Consider the following 16,583-nt stretch of genomic DNA (forward strand, 5'->3'; position numbering starts at 1 on the left):
GATCTTCAAGGTAGCCCTTTACAGAACCTGGGGAGAATCTCAGACTAACGGTATTGTCCTACCATTGTCGGAGAGCGGTCGCATGCAAGTAGAATTGCTGGAGATTCGTCAGCACATGGCGCAGTTTCCGCCCTTCGAGCAGCTGTCTGACGACTTGCTCGATGAGCTGGCCGGTCAGATCGAGGTTGGGTATTTTCAGGCCGAAACCGATATTTACCGCCATGGAGATGCCGTCGAGTATCTCCACTACATTCGTAGTGGCGCTATCGATCTCTATCGCCGCAACGGCGATCTTTATAACCGCCTCAGCGAAGGCGATATCTTCGGTCAGTTCGACTTGCTCAGGGATCGCCGCGTACGTTTCCCGGCCCGGGCGATCGAAGATACGCTGATCTACTTCATCCCCCTCGCGGCGTTTCAACACTTGTGCGAGGCGGACGACAATTTCGCCGATTTCGTCGAGGTCGAGCGCCCGCGGCTGGAGTCTACCGTCGACCAGCAGCGCAAGGGCCATGAGATGCTGGTGACGCGGGTGCGCAAGCTGGCCTCCCGGGCACCGGTGATGGTGGAAAGCGATGCTACGGTGCAGGAGGCGGCGCAGCGCATGGGTGAGCACAGTGCCTCCTCGGTACTGGTGCTGGCGGCGCCGCAAACAGCGGACGATTCGCATGCTTTTACCCATGAAGACGGGCAACTGCGCCGTATGGTCGGTATTCTCACCGACCACGATCTACGTAACCGTGTCCTGGCCGAGGGACGGCCGGCGAGCACCACGGTGGGGGAGCTGATCAACGAGCGCCCAATCACCATTCAGTCCGACGAGTCGGTGTATGAAGCGATGCTGCGCATGCTGCGCAACAATATTCATCACCTGCCTGTCTTGTATCGGCGGCGCCCGGTGGGCGTGTTACATCTATCCGATATCGTGCGCTACGAGACTAATAGTAGCTTGTATCTGGTGGACAATATCTTTCGCCAGCCCAATGTCGAAGGGCTGGCCGCTATGAGCAGTGACGTGCGCGCGGCCTTCGTGCGTATGGTCAACGAAGACGACAATTCGCAGATGGTCAGCAGTTCGCTGTCGAGCATCGGGCGCGCGTTTACACGCCGCTTGCTGGAATTGGCCGAGGAAGAGCTGGGGCCGCCGCCAGTACCGTATTGTTTCATGGCGTTGGGTTCGATGGCGCGCAATGAGCAGTCCATCGTCACCGACCAAGACAATGCCCTGGTACTCGATGACAGCTTCGACCCCGAGCAACATGACGCGTACTTTCTGACATTGGCTCAACGCGTCAGTGATGGGTTGGCGGCATGCGGTTATAGCTATTGCAAGGGTGACGTCATGGCCACCAATTCGCGTTGGCGCCAGCCGCTACACGTGTGGCAGCAATATTTCCGCGACTGGATCGACGACCCTAGCCCCGAGCGCTTGCTGCACAGCTCCATCTTTTTCGATCTCGACAGTGTTTATGGCGACGAGGCGTTCGTCGAAAGCCTTCAAGATCTGGTCGCTGGGCGTGCCTCTCAGCGTCCACGCTTTCTGGCCGCGATGGCGCGCAATGCGTTGAATCGTACGCCTCCGCTGGGTTTTTTCCGCACGTTCGTGATGGAAAAAGACGGCGAGCAGAATAATACGATCAATCTCAAGCGACGTGGCACGGCGCCCTTGGTCGATCTGATCCGTGTGCATGCGCTGGCCTGCGGCTCACGGGCGCAGAACTCCTTCGACCGTCTCGAGGATATCAACAAGACTCGCTTGCTCGCGGGCCACTCCGGGGAGCGAATTCGCTACGCCCTGGAATTTATCGCCATGGTGCGAATTCGCCATCAGGTCATCGATATCCAGGAAGAGCGTGAACCGGACAATAACATTGAGCCCGAAAACGTCTCGGATAACGAGCGCCACAATCTCAAGGACGCCTTTCAGGTACTGAGCAACGCCCAGAAATTCCTGAAGTTCCGTTATCCCATGCCTTCCCAGAAGCGCTGATATTTAATGAAGCCACTGCTTTCACGCCGACACCCGGAGCCGCCGACATGGGCGGATTATTTCATGGCGCGTCGCGAGCAGGCGCGTGATACGGCACTGGAACGCTACTTCGATGTCGGTGTGCCCACGCCGGAGACCCCCATCGGTGACGTGCCGATGTTGGCCATGGACATGGAAACCACGGGTCTCGATGAGCAGCGTCACGCCATCGTCAGCATCGGTGTGGTGCCGTTCGACCTGCAGCGCATACGGCTCGCCGAGCGTCGTTACTGGGTCGTGAGGCCGCCACGTCCTCTCAATGAGCGCTCGATTACCTTTCACCATATTACCCATAGCGAGATCGAGCAGGCCCCCGACCTTGATGATGTTCTTGATGAGCTTTTGGCCGTGATGGCTGGGCGCATCGTCGTGGTGCATTATCGCCATATCGAGCGGACCTTCCTGAATGCAGCCGTCAAGGCACGGCGCGGCGAGGGCATCCACTTTCCCGTGATTGACACCATGTCGCTGGAAGCGCGCCTGCACCGTCAGTCGTGGTGGGCACGCCTACGGCGCTGGCTGGGGCGTCCGCCGGCGTCGATTCGCCTGCCCGATAGCCGCACGCGCTATGGCTTGCCGCCCTACCAGGCACATCATGCCTTGATCGATGCCCTGGCGACTGCCGAATTGCTGCAAGCCCAGATTGCCCATCGCTACAGTCCCGAGACGCCACTCCGCGAAGTATGGAACTAGAATCCACAGGTTAGAGATGCTGAAAACGAAGAAGGCGGCCCGTAGGCCGCCTTCTTCATATCGCGAATAGGGACATCGCGTTACGCGCTGCGGGGTTCGCTCATCAAGCCTTTGATGATGGCGTAGCAGGCCGCCAGCAAGACCAGCGTGAAGGGCAGACCCGTGGTGATGACCGCCGTTTGTAGTGCGGTGAGGCCACCTCCCAACAGCAAGGCGATAGCGATTGCGCCTTCGATCAAAGCCCAGAAAACGCGCTGAGGCTTGGGTGCGTCGACCTTGCCGCCGGCAGTGATAGAGTCGATGACCAGTGAGCCTGAGTCCGAGGAGGTGATGAAGAACACCATCACCAGCACGATACCCACGAACGAGGTGATCGCCGTCAGCGGTAGCTGGCCGAGCATGGTAAACAGTTGCAGCTCCAGTGCGGCATCCTGCACTCCATTGTACCCATCGGAGATGACCTGATCGATGGCGGTGCCCCCGAAGGCGGTCATCCACAGGATCGATACCAGTGTCGGCACCAGCAACACGGCGATCAAGAATTCACGCACGGTGCGGCCACGGCTGACGCGGGCGATGAACATCCCGACGAACGGAGACCAGGAAATCCACCAAGCCCAGTAGTACGCCGTCCAGCCTTGCGTGAAGCCAGTATCCTCACGGCCGAAGGGGTTGGAGAGGGCGGGGAGATTCTTGACGTAACCGAGTAGGTTCTCGAAGAACCCTGTCGCGATGAACAGCGTCGGCCCGACGAAGATCACGAAGAGTAGCAGCAGGAAGGCGAGTGCCATGTTGAGCTGCGAGAGGCGTTGCACGCCCTTGTCGACACCGGCGAGTACCGAGCCCAGCGCCACCAGCGTAATACCCAGGATCAGTACCACCATGGTGACGTTGGTGTTGGGCGTATCGAACAGATAATGCAGCCCCGCAGAGGCCTGTGAAGCGCCCAGCCCGAGAGAGGTCGCCAGACCGAAGAGGGTGGCGAAGACCGCCAGGATATCGATGATATGGCCGGGCCATCCCCAGACGCGCTCACCCAGAATCGGGTAGAAGATCGAGCGCATGGTCAGCGGCAGGCCCTTGTTATAGGAGAACAGTGCCAGCGACAGAGCGACGATGGCATAGATGCCCCAAGGGTGCAGTCCCCAGTGGAAAATCGTTGCCGCCATGCCCAGCTGTGCCGCTGCTTGCGCGTTGCCCTCGGCGCCACCTAGAGGAGCGCCACCACCACCCGCAAGCGAGGTGCCGAAGTGGGTCAGCGGCTCGGAAACGCCGTAGAACATCAAACCGATGCCCATCCCCGCTGCGAACAGCATGGCGAACCAGCCGGCATAACTGAAATCTGGCGTGGCGTTGGCGCCGCCCAAGCGGACCTTGCTCAGTGGGGTGAAAATCAGTACGACAGCGAGTACTACGAAAATATTAGCGGCAAGAATGAAGAACCAATCCAAGTTGCCCGTCAAGAACGAGAACATGGCATTGAAAATCGGTGCCACCTGGTTCTGGAAAGCCAGCGTCACGATGACGAAAAACAAGATCACCAAGGAGGAGACCGTGAACACCTTGCCGTGTAGATCGAAGTCGATACCGAACTTCGTGGAGGTGATGTTGTCCTGGCCTATTACATAATCGGTATCGATTAAGTTCGCCGGCCCATCCGGAGCCGGAATACCCTCTGAGCCTTCATTTGGTTCGTTGGCAGTATCGTCCTGCGAACGTTTGTCCATGAGAATTCTCCGTCTCAGGTAAGCGTCGGTTGCGTCATTGACGCGAGATATGCCTTATCGGCAGTAAGCGCATTGTACTTAAGAAGTCTGCATAGTTGAGTCGTTTTTTCCATGAAGACCTTAAACGTTTCGCGGTGCGTTTCGCAAAAGCGTCTCACTTGTGTGGGCGCATTCAAGATTCGGCGCTGCGTGCCGCTTCCTCGACGATCCAGTCGTGCACGGCACGCACCCGCCGGTCATCCAGCGCCCCAGGATGATAGACCAGGCCATAGCGCTTGCCGGTGGCCACGGCGCCAGCGAACGGCGCGATCAGGGCGCCGGTGTCGAGCTCATCGGTAATCAGCGTGCGCCGTGCAATCGCCACGCCCATGCCGGCGATGGCCGCCTCCACGGTCAAGTGATTGCGATTGAACGTATAGCCACGCCGCACGTTGACCGATTCGTCGCCCAGCGCATGCAGGTAGTGCTCCCATTCGGCGTAATCGTGGCTGCCGCGCCACGCGGTAACGTCATGCAGCAGCGGGTAGTAGCCTAGATCCTCCGGGCGCACCAGCGGTGGGCGGCGGCGCAGCAGTTGCGGCGAACATACCGCGAAAATCTCTTCATCCATCAGCGGCGTGATTTGGAAGCCGGCGTAGCGCCCATCGTTGAGGTCGATGGCCAGCTCGAACTCGCCCTCACGCAGTGACAGGTTGCTGTCTTCGGAGGCGACATGCAACTCGATGTCGGGAAAGCGCGCTTGTAATCGCGTCAGTCGCGGCATCAACCACTTGGCGAGAAACGAGGGCACACAGCGCAAGCGCAGCACGCCGCTCATGACCCCCGTACGCAGGCGACGCACCTCCATCCCCACTGCATCGTAGGCCTGATCGACCACCGTCGCCAGGCGTTGGCCTTCATCGGTGAGTTCCAGGCGTCGTGGCAGGCGGCGGAAGAGCTTGAAGCCCAGCCGCGCCTCGAGCTGCTTGATCTGCTGGCTGACCGCGCCCGTGGTTACGTTCAGTTCTTCGGCGGCCCGGGTGAAGGAAAGGTGGCGCGCGCTGATCGCGAAGACCTTGAGCCAGGCGTGGGTTTGGGCGTGCAGAGTACGGCTCATGGTTTAGCCATTCTAAAGCTTGGTCGAATTATTCTCCGTTGCCCAGCATCCGGGCTGGCTTCAAGCTAAAGTTAAATCGAGCTACTAACAAGCTCGTTTAGTAATTTTGATACATCAAGACTGTTCGAGGTGTCACGCATGTCAATCAGTGTGTTCGATCTGTTTAAAGTGGGAATTGGACCGTCCAGTTCGCATACGGTCGGCCCCATGCGTGCGGCCTGCGACTTCATCGATGCACTGCGCTCGCATGATTGGCTGACGCGTGTCACACGCATCGAAGTGCATCTGCATGGCTCGCTATGCGCCACTGGCAAGGGGCATGGCACGGATCAGGCCGTGATCATGGGGCTCATGGGCGAACGCCCCGCCTGCATCGACCCGGAGATAGTCCCCGCCTGCATGGAAGAACTGCGCGAATCGCAGACCTTGCTGCTCGCCGGACAGCAGCCGATCTCATTTCCCTGGGCACGCGACATGCAATGGCATGAAGAGTCGCTTGCCTATCATCCCAATGCGTTGCGCCTCATCGCCCATGCCCACGGAGAAGAGCTGTATCGCAATACCTATTACTCCGTGGGTGGCGGCTTCGTCGTCGACGAGTCACAGGCGGCCAGCGGCGCGCTGGATAGCGATACCACGACGTTACCGTTTGATTTCGCTACGGCGGAAGAACTGCTCATGCTGTGCCGCACGCATGGATTACGTATCAGCGAGTTGATGCTCGAAAATGAGAAGGCTTGGCGCGACGAAGCAAGCGTTCGCGACGAGCTGTGGCGTATCTGGGAGGCGATGAAGGCCTGCGTTGACAACGGCTTGCGCCATGATGGCGTGTTGCCCGGTGGACTCAATGTCAAACGCCGGGCCAGTACGCTGCATCGCCGCCTGCAGGCGGCCAGCGACAATACCAGCGTGATTGCCTCGACCTTTTCGGCGATGGATTGGGTCAATGTCTTCGCCCTGGCCGTCAATGAGGAAAACGCCGCCGGTGGGCGTATGGTAACCGCGCCGACCAACGGGGCAGCGGGTATCGTCCCGGCGGTATTGCACTATTACATGCAGTTCCAGCCAGACGCCTGCCAACGCGATGTCGTCGATTTTCTGCTTACGGCTGGCGCCATCGGCATCCTATGCAAGAAGAATGCCTCGATTTCCGGTGCCGAGGTCGGTTGCCAAGGCGAGGTCGGATCGGCGTGCGCGATGGCTGCGGCCGGGCTCGCGGAGGTAATGGGCGGCACGCCCGCGCAGGTCGAGAACGCCGCCGAGATCGGCCTCGAGCACAACCTGGGGTTGACCTGCGACCCCATCGGCGGCTTGGTACAGGTGCCGTGCATCGAGCGTAACGCCATCGCTTCGGTGAAGGCGATCAACGCCGCGCAGATGGCGCTGGGAGGCGATGGCGAACATTTCGTGTCCCTCGACCGTGTCATTCGTACCATGCGCGATACCGGCGCCGATATGCAGGATAAGTACAAGGAAACCTCGCGTGGAGGCCTGGCGGTGAATGCCATCGAATGCTGACGCTGAATCGTTCGATCAACCCTTTGGGACGCCTGCGGGGCGTCCTTTTTTTGATTCGGGATCGCACCGCGTGGCCTTCTATGGTTTTATTCCGTCGGACAGTAGTGCGCTTAGGGTGGCCGGGTCCATGCTCGGTGCCCTGCCTAGGACTCCCGACGAGATTAAGATAGAGAAGGTCGCTCATGAGCGAGACAGATAGCTGCATCATCCGCCATTTCCGGCATTACGCGAATCTCACCGAGAGTGACGAAGCCCTGCTGGACTCGCTTGAACGCGAGCCGCGCGAGGTCGAGCGCGGAGAGGCACTATGGCAAACCGACGATCCGGCGGGGCGTTTCTGCACGCTTTCCAAGGGCTGGGCGTATTCCTTTCGTGACATGGAAGATGGCTCGCGCCAGATTCTGGAGATCTACCTGCCCGGGGATGTCATTGGACTGCGCGAGTTCGCCTTTCAAGAGCGCCTGGCCGGGGTGATGATGTTCGATGACGGCGTCGTCTGCGATTTTCCTCATCGCCGTTTGCTCGAGGTGTTTCGAGAATCCTTTACCCTGTCGATGATTTTCTTCGCCGTGTCCTCGCAACAGCAAGCCCTACTGACCGAGCGTCTGGTCAATCTGGCGCGACGCAGCGCACGTCAGAAAGTGGCGCATCTGATCTACGAGATGTATATGCGTCTGCAGCGCACCATGCCTCACGCCACGCGGCGTTTCCGTCTGCCGCTGTCGCAGCAGCAATTGGGCGATGCGCTGGGCCTCACCTCGGTGCATATCAGCCGGACGTTAAGCGGGTTCCGCGAGGATGGCTTGTTGATCCGCGAGCGTCAGTGGGTCGAATTGCTCGATCCCGATGCCTTGGCCCGCGAGGCCGAATTCGCCGGACGGTATCTGCGGGATAGACTAGGGCCGATGTCGGGGGAGTGAGTCGCGAGGCTGTTACGGGGCATGAGTCAGGTGTGTAGCGTGTCCGGCAAGTGCGCGACTAGAAAATCGACGAACTGGCGCACCTTGGGCGAGAGGTGTCGGTGGCGCGGATAGATCGCCCACACTGCGGTGTCGGTGAATTGATAGGCATCCAGCACCGACACCAGTTGCCCCTGCGCCAAGTACGGCGCCACATAGTAGTCCGGTAACTGCGCCAGCCCCAATCCCTTCAAGACCGCATCGAGCAGCGCCGGCCCTGAATTGGCACGCCAGCGGCCCTCGATACGTATTTCTCGGCGCTGGCCGTTGACCTCGAACAGCCAACTATCGCGGGAGCCGCGCAGGCAGTTGTGATGAGGCAGCTCGGCCAACGAGTGGGGTGGCGCGGCGCGCTCGAAGTAGTCCCGCGCGCCGACTACGTATTCGCGACGCTCGCATAGTCGCCGCGCGATCAGGCTCGAGTCACGCAGCACGCCCATGCGGATGGCAACGTCGAAACCTTCCTCGATCAACTCGACCTGGCGGTTGGTGAAGTGCATGTCGACTTCGAGCTGCGGATGCAAGCACTGGAAATCGTTGACCAGCGGGGCGATGTAGCGCTCGCCGAACGTGGTGGCACAGGTCAGCCGCAATGTGCCCTTGGGCCGAGACTGGAAGTCGACGATGGCTTCCTCGGCCTCGCGAAAGCCATCGAACAAATGGCGGCAATGCCGATAGTAGAGCGCGCCAGCGTCGGTGAGACGCGTCTGGCGCGTGGTGCGATACAAAAGCGTCGTGCCGAGTTGACTCTCGAGCTGCCCAATCGAGCGGCTCACGTGCGAGGTGGAAACCTTCAGATGCCGCGCAGCGGCGGAAAACGTGCCCAAGCGGGCGACTTCGATGAAGGCCTCGATACGATCCCAGCGCTGCATTGTTGCTCCACGGCAATAATGTTGTGACGTCGTAAGCATTTATCCAAGCGCGCCAACTGCCTAGACTGGTGGGGTTAACCACGCGCGCCTAGACTGCCTATGCTGGCGCATCGGGCGCCGCCACGATCGACGAAGGAGAATGCCTGATGAAATCACGCGCCGCCATCGCTTGGGAAGCCGGCAAACCGCTGGAGATTGCCGAGATCGACGTCGAAGGGCCCAAGGCCGGCGAGGTAATGGTTCAGATCAAGGCGACCAGCGTCTGCCATACCGACGCCTTTACCCTCTCTGGGGCCGATCCGGAAGGCAACTTCCCGGCGGTGCTGGGCCACGAAGGGGCAGGCATCGTCCAGGAAGTCGGTGAGGGGGTCACCAGCCTCAAGCCTGGCGATCACGTCATTCCGCTGTATACCGCCGAGTGCGGTCAGTGCAAGTTCTGCCTCTCCGGCAAGACCAACCTGTGCAGCTCGGTCCGTGCCACCCAGGGCAAGGGCGTGATGCCTGATGGTACTTCGCGCTTCTCCAAGGACGGCCAATCGCTGCATCATTACATGGGTTGCTCGACGTTCAGCGAATATACCGTGCTGCCGGAAGTCTCGCTGGCCAAGGTCTCGTCCGAGGCGCCGCTGGACAAGATCTGCCTGCTGGGTTGCGGTGTCACCACCGGCATCGGCGCGGTGATGAATACCGCCAAGGTCGAACCGGGTGCCACCGTTGCCGTGTTCGGCCTGGGTGCCATCGGCCTGGCAGTCATCCAGGGCGCGCAGATGGCCAAGGCGAGCCGTATCATCGCCATCGACGTCAATCCCGACAAGTTCGAGCTGGCGCGTCAGTTCGGTGCCACCGACTTCGTCAATCCCAAGGATTACTCGGACCCCATCCAGCAGGTGATCGTCGACCTGACCGATGGCGGCGTCGATTACTCTTTTGAGTGCATCGGCAACGTCAACGTCATGCGCAGCGCACTGGAGTGCTGTCACAAGGGCTGGGGCGAATCGATCATCATCGGCGTGGCCGGCGCAGGTGAGGAAATCTCCACGCGGCCGTTCCAGCTGGTGACCGGGCGCGTCTGGAAGGGCTCCGCCTTCGGGGGCGTCAAGGGCCGCAGTGAACTGCCGGGTTATGTCGATGACTACATGAATGGCAAGCTCAAGATCGATGAGTTCGTCACCCAGGACATGGCGTTCGAGGAGATCAACGAGGCGTTCGAGTTGCTGCATGCCGGCAAGAGCATCCGCACCGTGCTGCACTTTTGACACGCGCCCGAAGCCGCGCGAAAGGCGCTTGGTACGCGCCTGTGGTGATTCATCGCGGCCGGGCGCGCCCCGACGTCGTTCCATCCGCCGGCGGCTCGATGCCGCCGGTCTCTCAGGGAGAGCACCATGACCATGTCCGAATCGCTGGAGCTGGTCTCCGCCACCAAGTCGTTCGGCGGTTGGCTGAAGCGCTACAAGCACCACTCGCGTGCACTCGATTGCGAGATGATCTTTGCCATTTATCTGCCACCTCAGGCGGAAACCGACAAGGTGCCGCTGCTGTGGTGGCTCTCGGGGCTGACCTGCAACGACGAGAACTTCATGCAAAAAGCCGGCGCACAACGCGTGGCTGCCGAGCTGGGCATGGCTATCATCTGCCCGGACACCAGTCCGCGTGGCACCGATCTTCCCGGAGAACACGACAGCTATGACTTCGGCTCCGGCGCGAGCTTCTACGTCAATGCTAACCAGGCGCCGTGGTCCAAGCACTATCGCATGTACGACTACGTTACCGAGGAGCTGCCCTCGGTGGCGCGTCAGCATTTCCCGCTCAACGGAAGGGAAGCCATCAGCGGACATTCCATGGGCGGTCATGGCGCGCTGGTGTTGGCCTTGCGTCAACCTGGACGTTACGCCTCGGTTTCGGCGCTCGCACCGGTGGTCAACCCCATCGTCTCGCCCTGGGGACAGAAGGCCTTCACGGCCTACCTGGGTGAGGATCATGGCAAATGGACGCAATACGACGCCTGCGAGCTGATTGCCAAGGGTGCCTCGCGCCAGCCGCTGTTCATCGATCAGGGTGAGGCGGATAACTTCCTCGACGAACAGCTAATGCCTGAGCGCATCGAAGCCACCTGTGAGAAGCATGACCATCCGCTGACTCTGCGCCGTCAGCCGGGCTACGATCATAGCTACTTCTTCATCGCCACCTTCATCGAAGAGCATCTGCGCTATCATGCCGAGCATCTGCAGCGAAAGCGTTAGTAGCAGCGCGGCATCACGATCGACAGTTTGCTAGGCGCCGTGCCGGACCCATGCCCCGACCAAATGTATTGGTACGGGGCATTTTCTTAAAAACGTCATGGGTATGTCGTTTTTGATAGCGTGAGACGACGCTTTTAGATACGTTGAGGGGGCGCCTTCTCGTCACACTCAAGGCGTTGAAACCAACTTCCTACAATGACAATACACCCCTGGTGAAGCACTACCAGTGGCTCCGAACGTGACCCGAGGAGAACCGCTGATGGCCATGACGAGCGATCGTCCCGCGCCGCCTACCGCCCCTGATGCGCCGCTGCGTTTGGGCTTCTTGTTAATGGATAATTTCACGCTGATCTCGTTGGCCTCGGCGGTGGAGCCGTTGCGCATGGCCAATCAGTTGGCGGGGCGTGAACTCTACCAATGGACCACGCTGAGTACGGACGGCGAGGCGGTACGAGCCAGCGATGGCTTGCTGATCACGCCCGATAACGGCATGCACGAGCCGTTGGCGCTCGACATGGTGTTCGTGTGTGGCGGTGTCGGCATCCAGCGTCATGTCACGCGTGAGCATGTGCTGTGGCTGCAGGCGCAGGCGCGCCAGTCGCGACGCATCGGTGCGCTATGTACCGGCAGTTGGGCGCTGGCCAAGGCAGGGCTGCTCGATGGCTATGAATGCAGCATTCATTGGGAGTTCCAGGCCGCCGCACAGGAAGCCTACCCGCGTGCCACGCTGACCACCCGCTTGTTCTCCATCGATCGCGACCGCGCCACAGCCTCCGGCGGGACCGCGCCGCTGGACATGATGCTGACGTTGATCGCCCGCGATCATGGCCGCGAGCTATCGGCGGCGATCTCCGACATGTTCATCTGCGATCGCATGCGCGGCGAACAAGACCAGCAGCGTGTGCCGCTGCGGCATGTTCTGGGCACCAGCCAGCCCAAGTTGCTCGAGATCGTGGCGCTGATGGAGGCCAATTTGGAAGAGCCCATTGCCCTCGACGAGCTAGCGAACTATGTAAACGTCTCGCGTCGCCAACTCGAGCGTCTCTTCCAGAAGTACTTGAGTTGCTCGCCATCGCGCTATTACCTCAAGCTGCGCTTGACCCGCGCCCGACAGCTGCTGCGCCAGACCTCGATGTCGATCATCGAAATCGCCTCGGTTTGCGGGTTCGTTTCCACACCGCATTTTTCCAAGTGCTATCGGGAATACTTCGGCACGCCGCCGCGTGACGAACGCTTGACGCGTCTGACGAGCGCCAGCGTGACGCTGACGCCCGCCAACCTCACAGCGGGCAATGAAGACGACGCCTATGTTGCACCGCGCGCCTCCAGCGCCATGCAGGCACTAGCCCAGGCGCAAGGCGAACCCACCTACGCGAGTGTGCACTTGAGATAGCGCGTGTTCGCGCTATTCATGCGGCCGACGCGCCGCTTCCCTCGGGGCCGTCCGATCATCGGGCGGCCTCGTTACGTTAGGGCCGATGACAAGGCGTGACGTATTTGGAATTTTCCTCGTCGCTTCCAAGCGTCGACGGTCTCGGGGACGGGGCTAAGCTGGCGACATGACGCCATCCCCGGGAGCGAGACCCATGACCGCGCAAGCACTACACGACGACGCCATCGTTATCGATGGTCTGATCATCGCCAAATGGAACCGCGAACTACTCGAAGACATGCGCCGGGGCGGTTTGACCGCTGCCAACTGCACCGTCTCGGTATGGGAAGGGTTTCAGGCCACCGTCGATAATATCGTCCAGACCAACGCGCTACTTGCGGCGAGTGACGACCTGGTGCGGCCCGTGCACACCACCGCCGATATCACCCGTGCCAAGGAAGAAGGCAAGACGGGCATCATCTACGGCTTCCAGAACGCCCATGCCTTCGAGGATCAGATCGGCTATGTCGAGGTCTTCAAGCGTCTCGGCGTGGGTATCGTGCAGATGTGCTACAACACCCAGAATCTGGTCGGCACCGGCTGTTACGAGCGCGACGGCGGGCTTTCCGGCTTCGGTCGCGAAATCGTCGCCGAGATGAATCGCGTGGGCGTGATGTGCGATTTATCCCACGTTGGCGAGACCACCTCTCGCGAGGTCATCGAAACGTCCGAGAAGCCGGTCTGCTACTCCCATTGCCTACCGTCCGGCCTCAAGGAACATCCACGTAACAAGTCCGACGCCGAGTTGCATTTCATCGCCGAGCATGGCGGTTTCGTCGGCGTGACCATGTTTACCCCCTTCCTGCGTGCCGGTGTCGACGCCACCGTAGACGACTACGTCGAAGCCATTGAATACGTCATGAACATCGTCGGCGAGGACGCCATCGGTATCGGCACCGATTTCACCCAGGGGCAGGATCAAGCCTTCTTCGAGTGGCTCACCCACGACAAGGGCTACGCCCGGCGCCTGACCAACTTCGGCACCATCATCAACCCCGAAGGCATTCGCACCATCGGTGAGTTCGGCAACCTCACCGAGGCACTCTTGCGACGCGGCATGAGCGAGCGACAGGTGCGCAAGATCATGGGTGAGAACTGGATGCGAGTGCTCAAGGATGTCTGGGGCGCTTAAGAGGCTCCGCCATTGTATGTAAGGGGTGCCGGGGTAGGCCGAAGAGGAGGTCCGATTCCAGGGATGGAATCGGTAGCGTACAAGGACGTATTCAGAGCGCCTCCTCGCAGGCCTACCGCTGGCAATCCCCGGTGAGAAACGTGCCAAGAACAACGATGCGAGGAATACGACCGTGACCAAGATGCCTCCCGAACTGCCCATCGAAGTGGATAGCGAGACCGGCGTGTGGACCACCGATGCGCTCCCCATGCTCTACGTGCCGCGCCATTTCTTCATCAACAATCACGTCGCCGTGGAGCAGGCGCTGGGCATCGAGACCTACGCCGAGATTCTCTACCAGGCTGGCTACAAGAGCGCTTGGCACTGGTGCGAAAAAGAAGCCGAATGCCATGGCCTGGAAGGTGTGGATGTCTTCGAACATTACATGAAGCGACTCTCGCAACGCGGCTGGGGGCGCTTCTTCACCGAGGCGTTCGATCTCGATGCGGGCAGCGCCCGCGTACGCCTGGAAGACAGCGCCTTCGTCTATCAACAGGGCAAGGTCGGCCACAAGGTGGATTACATGTTCACCGGCTGGTTTGCCGGGGCGATGGATCAGATTCTCGCCGCGCAAGGCAGTGAATTGCGCACCGTCGCCGAGCAGACCCAAAGCGCCGCCGAGCCGGGCTGCGATGTCGGTCGCTTCCAGGTCACGCCCCGCTCCCCAACTGCCGGCTGAGGTTTCCAAGATGGCATTCGACGCACTTTTCCAACCCATCGAGATCGGCAAGCTGACGATTCGCAACCGCGTGGTCAGCACCGCCCATGCCGAGGTCCATGCCACCGATGGCGGCATGACCACCGATCGCTACGTCAAATACTACGAAGAAAAGGCCAAGGGCGGCGTGGGCCTTTCTATCTGCGGCGGCTCGTCCCCGGTGTCGATCGACAGCCCCCAAGCCTGGTGGAGCTCGGTGAACCTGGCCACCGACCGCATCATCCCGCACTTCCAGAACCTCTCGAATGCCGTTCACAAGCACGGCGGCAAGATCATGATCCAGATCACCCACATGGGGCGTCGTTCACGGTGGGACGGTCATGACTGGCCGGTGCTGCTGTCACCCTCGGGGATTCGCGAGCCGGTGCATCGCTCGACCTGCAAGACCATCGAAGAAGAAGACATCTGGCGGATCATCGACGATTTCGCCCAGGGCGCGCGGCGCGCGAAAGAAGGCGGCCTGGATGGCGTCGAGCTTTCCGCCGTGCACCAGCATTTGATCGACCAGTTCTGGAGCCCGCGCGTCAACAAGCGTACCGATGAATGGGGCGGTAGCTTCGAGGGCCGCATGCGCTTCGGTATGGAAGTGCTCAAGGCGGTACGTGCTGAGGTCGGCGACGATTTCGTGGTCGGCATGCGCATCTGTGGCGACGAGTTTCACCCGGATGGTTTGACCCACGACGATATGAAGGATATCGCCGCCTACTACGATGCCACCGGCCAGGTCGACTTCTTCGGCGTAGTGGGGTCGGGCTGCGATACTCACGACACCCTGGCCAACGTGATCCCCAACATGGCCTATCCGCCGGAGCCGTTCCTGCACCTGGCGGCGGGCATCAAGGAAGTGGTCGGCGCGCCGGTGATCCACGCCCAGAACATCAAGGACCCCACGCAGGCCAACCGCATTCTCGAAGGTGGCTACGTCGACATGGTGGGCATGACCCGCGCGCACATCGCCGACCCGCACCTGATCGCCAAGGTCCAGATGGGACAGACCGACCGGATCAAGCAGTGCGTGGGCGCCAATTACTGCATCGATCGCCAGTACCAGGGCCTCGATGTGTTGTGCATCCAGAATGCGGCGACCTCTCGCGAATACATGGGGCTGCCGCATGAGATCGAGAAAAGCGCCGGTCCCCAGCGGCGTGTGGTCGTCGTGGGCGGCGGGCCGGGCGGTATGGAAGCGGCGCGCGTCGCCGCCGAGCGGGGACACTCGGTCACGCTGTTCGAAGGCGCCGAAGCATTGGGCGGACAGATCACACTCGCCGCCAAGGCGCCGCAGCGCGATCAAATCGCCGGCATCACGCGTTGGTTTCAGCTCGAGTTGACGCGTCTCAAGGTCGATGTCCGCCTGGGTGTGCACGCCGACGAGGCGACGATCAATGACCTGCGCCCCGAGATCGTCGTCCTCGCCACCGGCGGCCAGCCGTTTCTGACCCAGGTGCCGGAATGGGGGTATACGGAAGACCGCAACGAAAGCTTGGTCGTCAGCGCCTGGGACATCCTCGGCGGTGAAGTGGCGCCGGGCCAGAACGTACTGGTGTTCGATACCATCTGCGAATTCACCGGGGTCTCGGTGGCCGACTACCTGGCCGACAAAGGCGCCCAGGTGGAGATCGTCACCGACGATACCAAACCCGGCGGTGCGGTCGGCGGCACGACCTTTCCCACCTACTACCGCAGCCTTTACGAGAAGGAGGTTATCATGACCTCGGACCTGGCGCTGCATAAGGTCTATCGCGAGGGTGCGTCACTGGTGGCGGTTCTGGAGAACGAATACACCGGCGTCCAGGAAGAGCGCGTGGTCGATCAGGTGGTGGTCGAAAATGGCGTGCGCCCGGATGAATCGCTTTATTACGCGCTCAAGGAGCGCTCGCGAAATCACGGACAACTCGATCTCGAAGCGCTCTACGCCGCTGAGCCGCAACCTAGCCTGGCGACGCTGAATGACGACGCACAGACCGGCTTCCTGCTGTTTCGCGTGGGCGACTGTACGGCGCCGCGCAATACGCATGCGGCGATCTACGACGCTCTGCGGATTTGCAAGGACTTTTAATTTCTAGCTGGAGCTCTGAAGTTTGAAGCTGGAAGGAAGACCGTGCTTTTCGTTCTTTCTTTCAGCTTCCGG

13 protein-coding genes are annotated in these 16,583 nt (G+C 60.6%); 10 read left to right on the forward strand and 3 right to left on the reverse strand.

From position 1 onward, the window contains the following. Positions 1-82 precede the first annotated feature (82 nt). Both OP494_RS00640 and OP494_RS00645 read left to right on the forward strand, forming a co-directional pair. Complete coding sequence (locus OP494_RS00640; RefSeq protein WP_280538819.1) at positions 83-1,990, forward strand: DUF294 nucleotidyltransferase-like domain-containing protein; 1,908 nt, start codon at positions 83-85, stop codon at positions 1,988-1,990. 6 nt (positions 1,991-1,996) lie between these two features. Continuing rightward, positions 1,997-2,722 (forward strand): 3'-5' exonuclease, encoded by a 726-nt coding sequence (locus OP494_RS00645; protein WP_280538820.1) that lies wholly within the window; start codon positions 1,997-1,999, stop codon positions 2,720-2,722. An 80-nt stretch (positions 2,723-2,802) separates the two neighbouring features. On the opposite strand, the gene OP494_RS00650 is transcribed toward OP494_RS00645, so the two are convergent. Both OP494_RS00650 and OP494_RS00655 read right to left on the reverse strand, forming a co-directional pair. Beyond that, positions 2,803-4,449 carry a BCCT family transporter gene (locus tag OP494_RS00650; RefSeq protein WP_280538821.1) on the reverse strand — a complete coding sequence of 549 codons (1,647 nt, stop codon included), beginning with the start codon at positions 4,447-4,449 and terminating at the stop codon, positions 2,803-2,805. Between the two features lie 172 nt (positions 4,450-4,621). Then, a complete protein-coding gene (locus OP494_RS00655; protein ID WP_280538822.1) occupies positions 4,622-5,545 on the reverse strand; it encodes a LysR substrate-binding domain-containing protein in 924 nt (307 codons plus the stop codon). A 138-nt stretch (positions 5,546-5,683) separates the two neighbouring features. Between OP494_RS00655 and OP494_RS00660 the strand changes: the two genes are divergently transcribed. Then, entirely contained in the window at positions 5,684-7,063 is a 1,380-nt protein-coding gene (locus tag OP494_RS00660) for an L-serine ammonia-lyase (protein ID WP_280538823.1), read from the forward strand. 182 nt (positions 7,064-7,245) lie between these two features. After that, on the forward strand, positions 7,246-7,983 hold the full coding sequence (locus OP494_RS00665; RefSeq protein ID WP_280538824.1) for a Crp/Fnr family transcriptional regulator: 738 nt from the start codon (positions 7,246-7,248) through the stop codon (positions 7,981-7,983). Positions 7,984-8,009: 26 nt separating this feature from the next. On the opposite strand, the gene OP494_RS00670 is transcribed toward OP494_RS00665, so the two are convergent. Continuing rightward, positions 8,010-8,894, reverse strand: a complete 885-nt coding sequence (locus OP494_RS00670) for a LysR substrate-binding domain-containing protein (protein ID WP_280538826.1) — start codon at positions 8,892-8,894, stop codon at positions 8,010-8,012. Between the two features lie 146 nt (positions 8,895-9,040). Between OP494_RS00670 and OP494_RS00675 the strand changes: the two genes are divergently transcribed. The 6 genes from OP494_RS00675 to dgcA all read left to right on the forward strand — a co-directional run bounded on the left by OP494_RS00675 (position 9,041) and on the right by dgcA (position 16,511). Continuing rightward, a complete protein-coding gene (locus OP494_RS00675) occupies positions 9,041-10,150 on the forward strand; it encodes an S-(hydroxymethyl)glutathione dehydrogenase/class III alcohol dehydrogenase (RefSeq protein WP_280538827.1) in 1,110 nt (369 codons plus the stop codon). A gap of 126 nt (positions 10,151-10,276) precedes the next feature. Further along, a complete protein-coding gene (gene fghA, locus OP494_RS00680) occupies positions 10,277-11,134 on the forward strand; it encodes an S-formylglutathione hydrolase (RefSeq protein ID WP_280538828.1) in 858 nt (285 codons plus the stop codon). 265 nt (positions 11,135-11,399) lie between these two features. After that, complete coding sequence (locus OP494_RS00685; protein ID WP_280539172.1) at positions 11,400-12,527, forward strand: GlxA family transcriptional regulator; 1,128 nt, start codon at positions 11,400-11,402, stop codon at positions 12,525-12,527. A 193-nt stretch (positions 12,528-12,720) separates the two neighbouring features. After that, positions 12,721-13,698, forward strand: a complete 978-nt coding sequence (locus OP494_RS00690; protein ID WP_280538829.1) for a dipeptidase — start codon at positions 12,721-12,723, stop codon at positions 13,696-13,698. 172 nt (positions 13,699-13,870) lie between these two features. Beyond that, on the forward strand, positions 13,871-14,416 hold the full coding sequence (locus OP494_RS00695; protein WP_280538830.1) for a 4-vinyl reductase: 546 nt from the start codon (positions 13,871-13,873) through the stop codon (positions 14,414-14,416). A gap of 10 nt (positions 14,417-14,426) precedes the next feature. Continuing rightward, a complete protein-coding gene (gene dgcA / locus OP494_RS00700; RefSeq protein ID WP_280538831.1) occupies positions 14,427-16,511 on the forward strand; it encodes a dimethylglycine demethylation protein DgcA in 2,085 nt (694 codons plus the stop codon). The last annotated feature ends 72 nt before the right edge of the window (positions 16,512-16,583 follow it).

It is taken from the genome of Chromohalobacter sp. 11-W (genome assembly GCF_029889905.1).
In the GTDB taxonomy this organism is placed as follows: Bacteria; Pseudomonadota; Gammaproteobacteria; order Pseudomonadales; family Halomonadaceae; genus Chromohalobacter.

Bases quoted from the DNA above. Each gene is read 5' to 3' on its own strand.
- OP494_RS00640 (WP_280538819.1), top strand. From the start codon at position 83: ATGCAAGTAGAATTGCTGGAGATTCGTCAGCACATGGCGCAGTTTCCG.
- OP494_RS00645 (WP_280538820.1), top strand. From the start codon at position 1,997: ATGAAGCCACTGCTTTCACGCCGACACCCGGAGCCGCCGACATGGGCG.
- OP494_RS00650 (WP_280538821.1), bottom strand. From the start codon at position 4,449: ATGGACAAACGTTCGCAGGACGATACTGCCAACGAACCAAATGAAGGC.
- OP494_RS00655 (WP_280538822.1), bottom strand. From the start codon at position 5,545: ATGAGCCGTACTCTGCACGCCCAAACCCACGCCTGGCTCAAGGTCTTC.
- OP494_RS00660 (WP_280538823.1), top strand. From the start codon at position 5,684: ATGTCAATCAGTGTGTTCGATCTGTTTAAAGTGGGAATTGGACCGTCC.
- OP494_RS00665 (WP_280538824.1), top strand. From the start codon at position 7,246: ATGAGCGAGACAGATAGCTGCATCATCCGCCATTTCCGGCATTACGCG.
- OP494_RS00670 (WP_280538826.1), bottom strand. From the start codon at position 8,894: ATGCAGCGCTGGGATCGTATCGAGGCCTTCATCGAAGTCGCCCGCTTG.
- OP494_RS00675 (WP_280538827.1), top strand. From the start codon at position 9,041: ATGAAATCACGCGCCGCCATCGCTTGGGAAGCCGGCAAACCGCTGGAG.
- fghA (WP_280538828.1), top strand. From the start codon at position 10,277: ATGACCATGTCCGAATCGCTGGAGCTGGTCTCCGCCACCAAGTCGTTC.
- OP494_RS00685 (WP_280539172.1), top strand. From the start codon at position 11,400: ATGACGAGCGATCGTCCCGCGCCGCCTACCGCCCCTGATGCGCCGCTG.
- OP494_RS00690 (WP_280538829.1), top strand. From the start codon at position 12,721: ATGACCGCGCAAGCACTACACGACGACGCCATCGTTATCGATGGTCTG.
- dgcA (WP_280538831.1), top strand. From the start codon at position 14,427: ATGGCATTCGACGCACTTTTCCAACCCATCGAGATCGGCAAGCTGACG.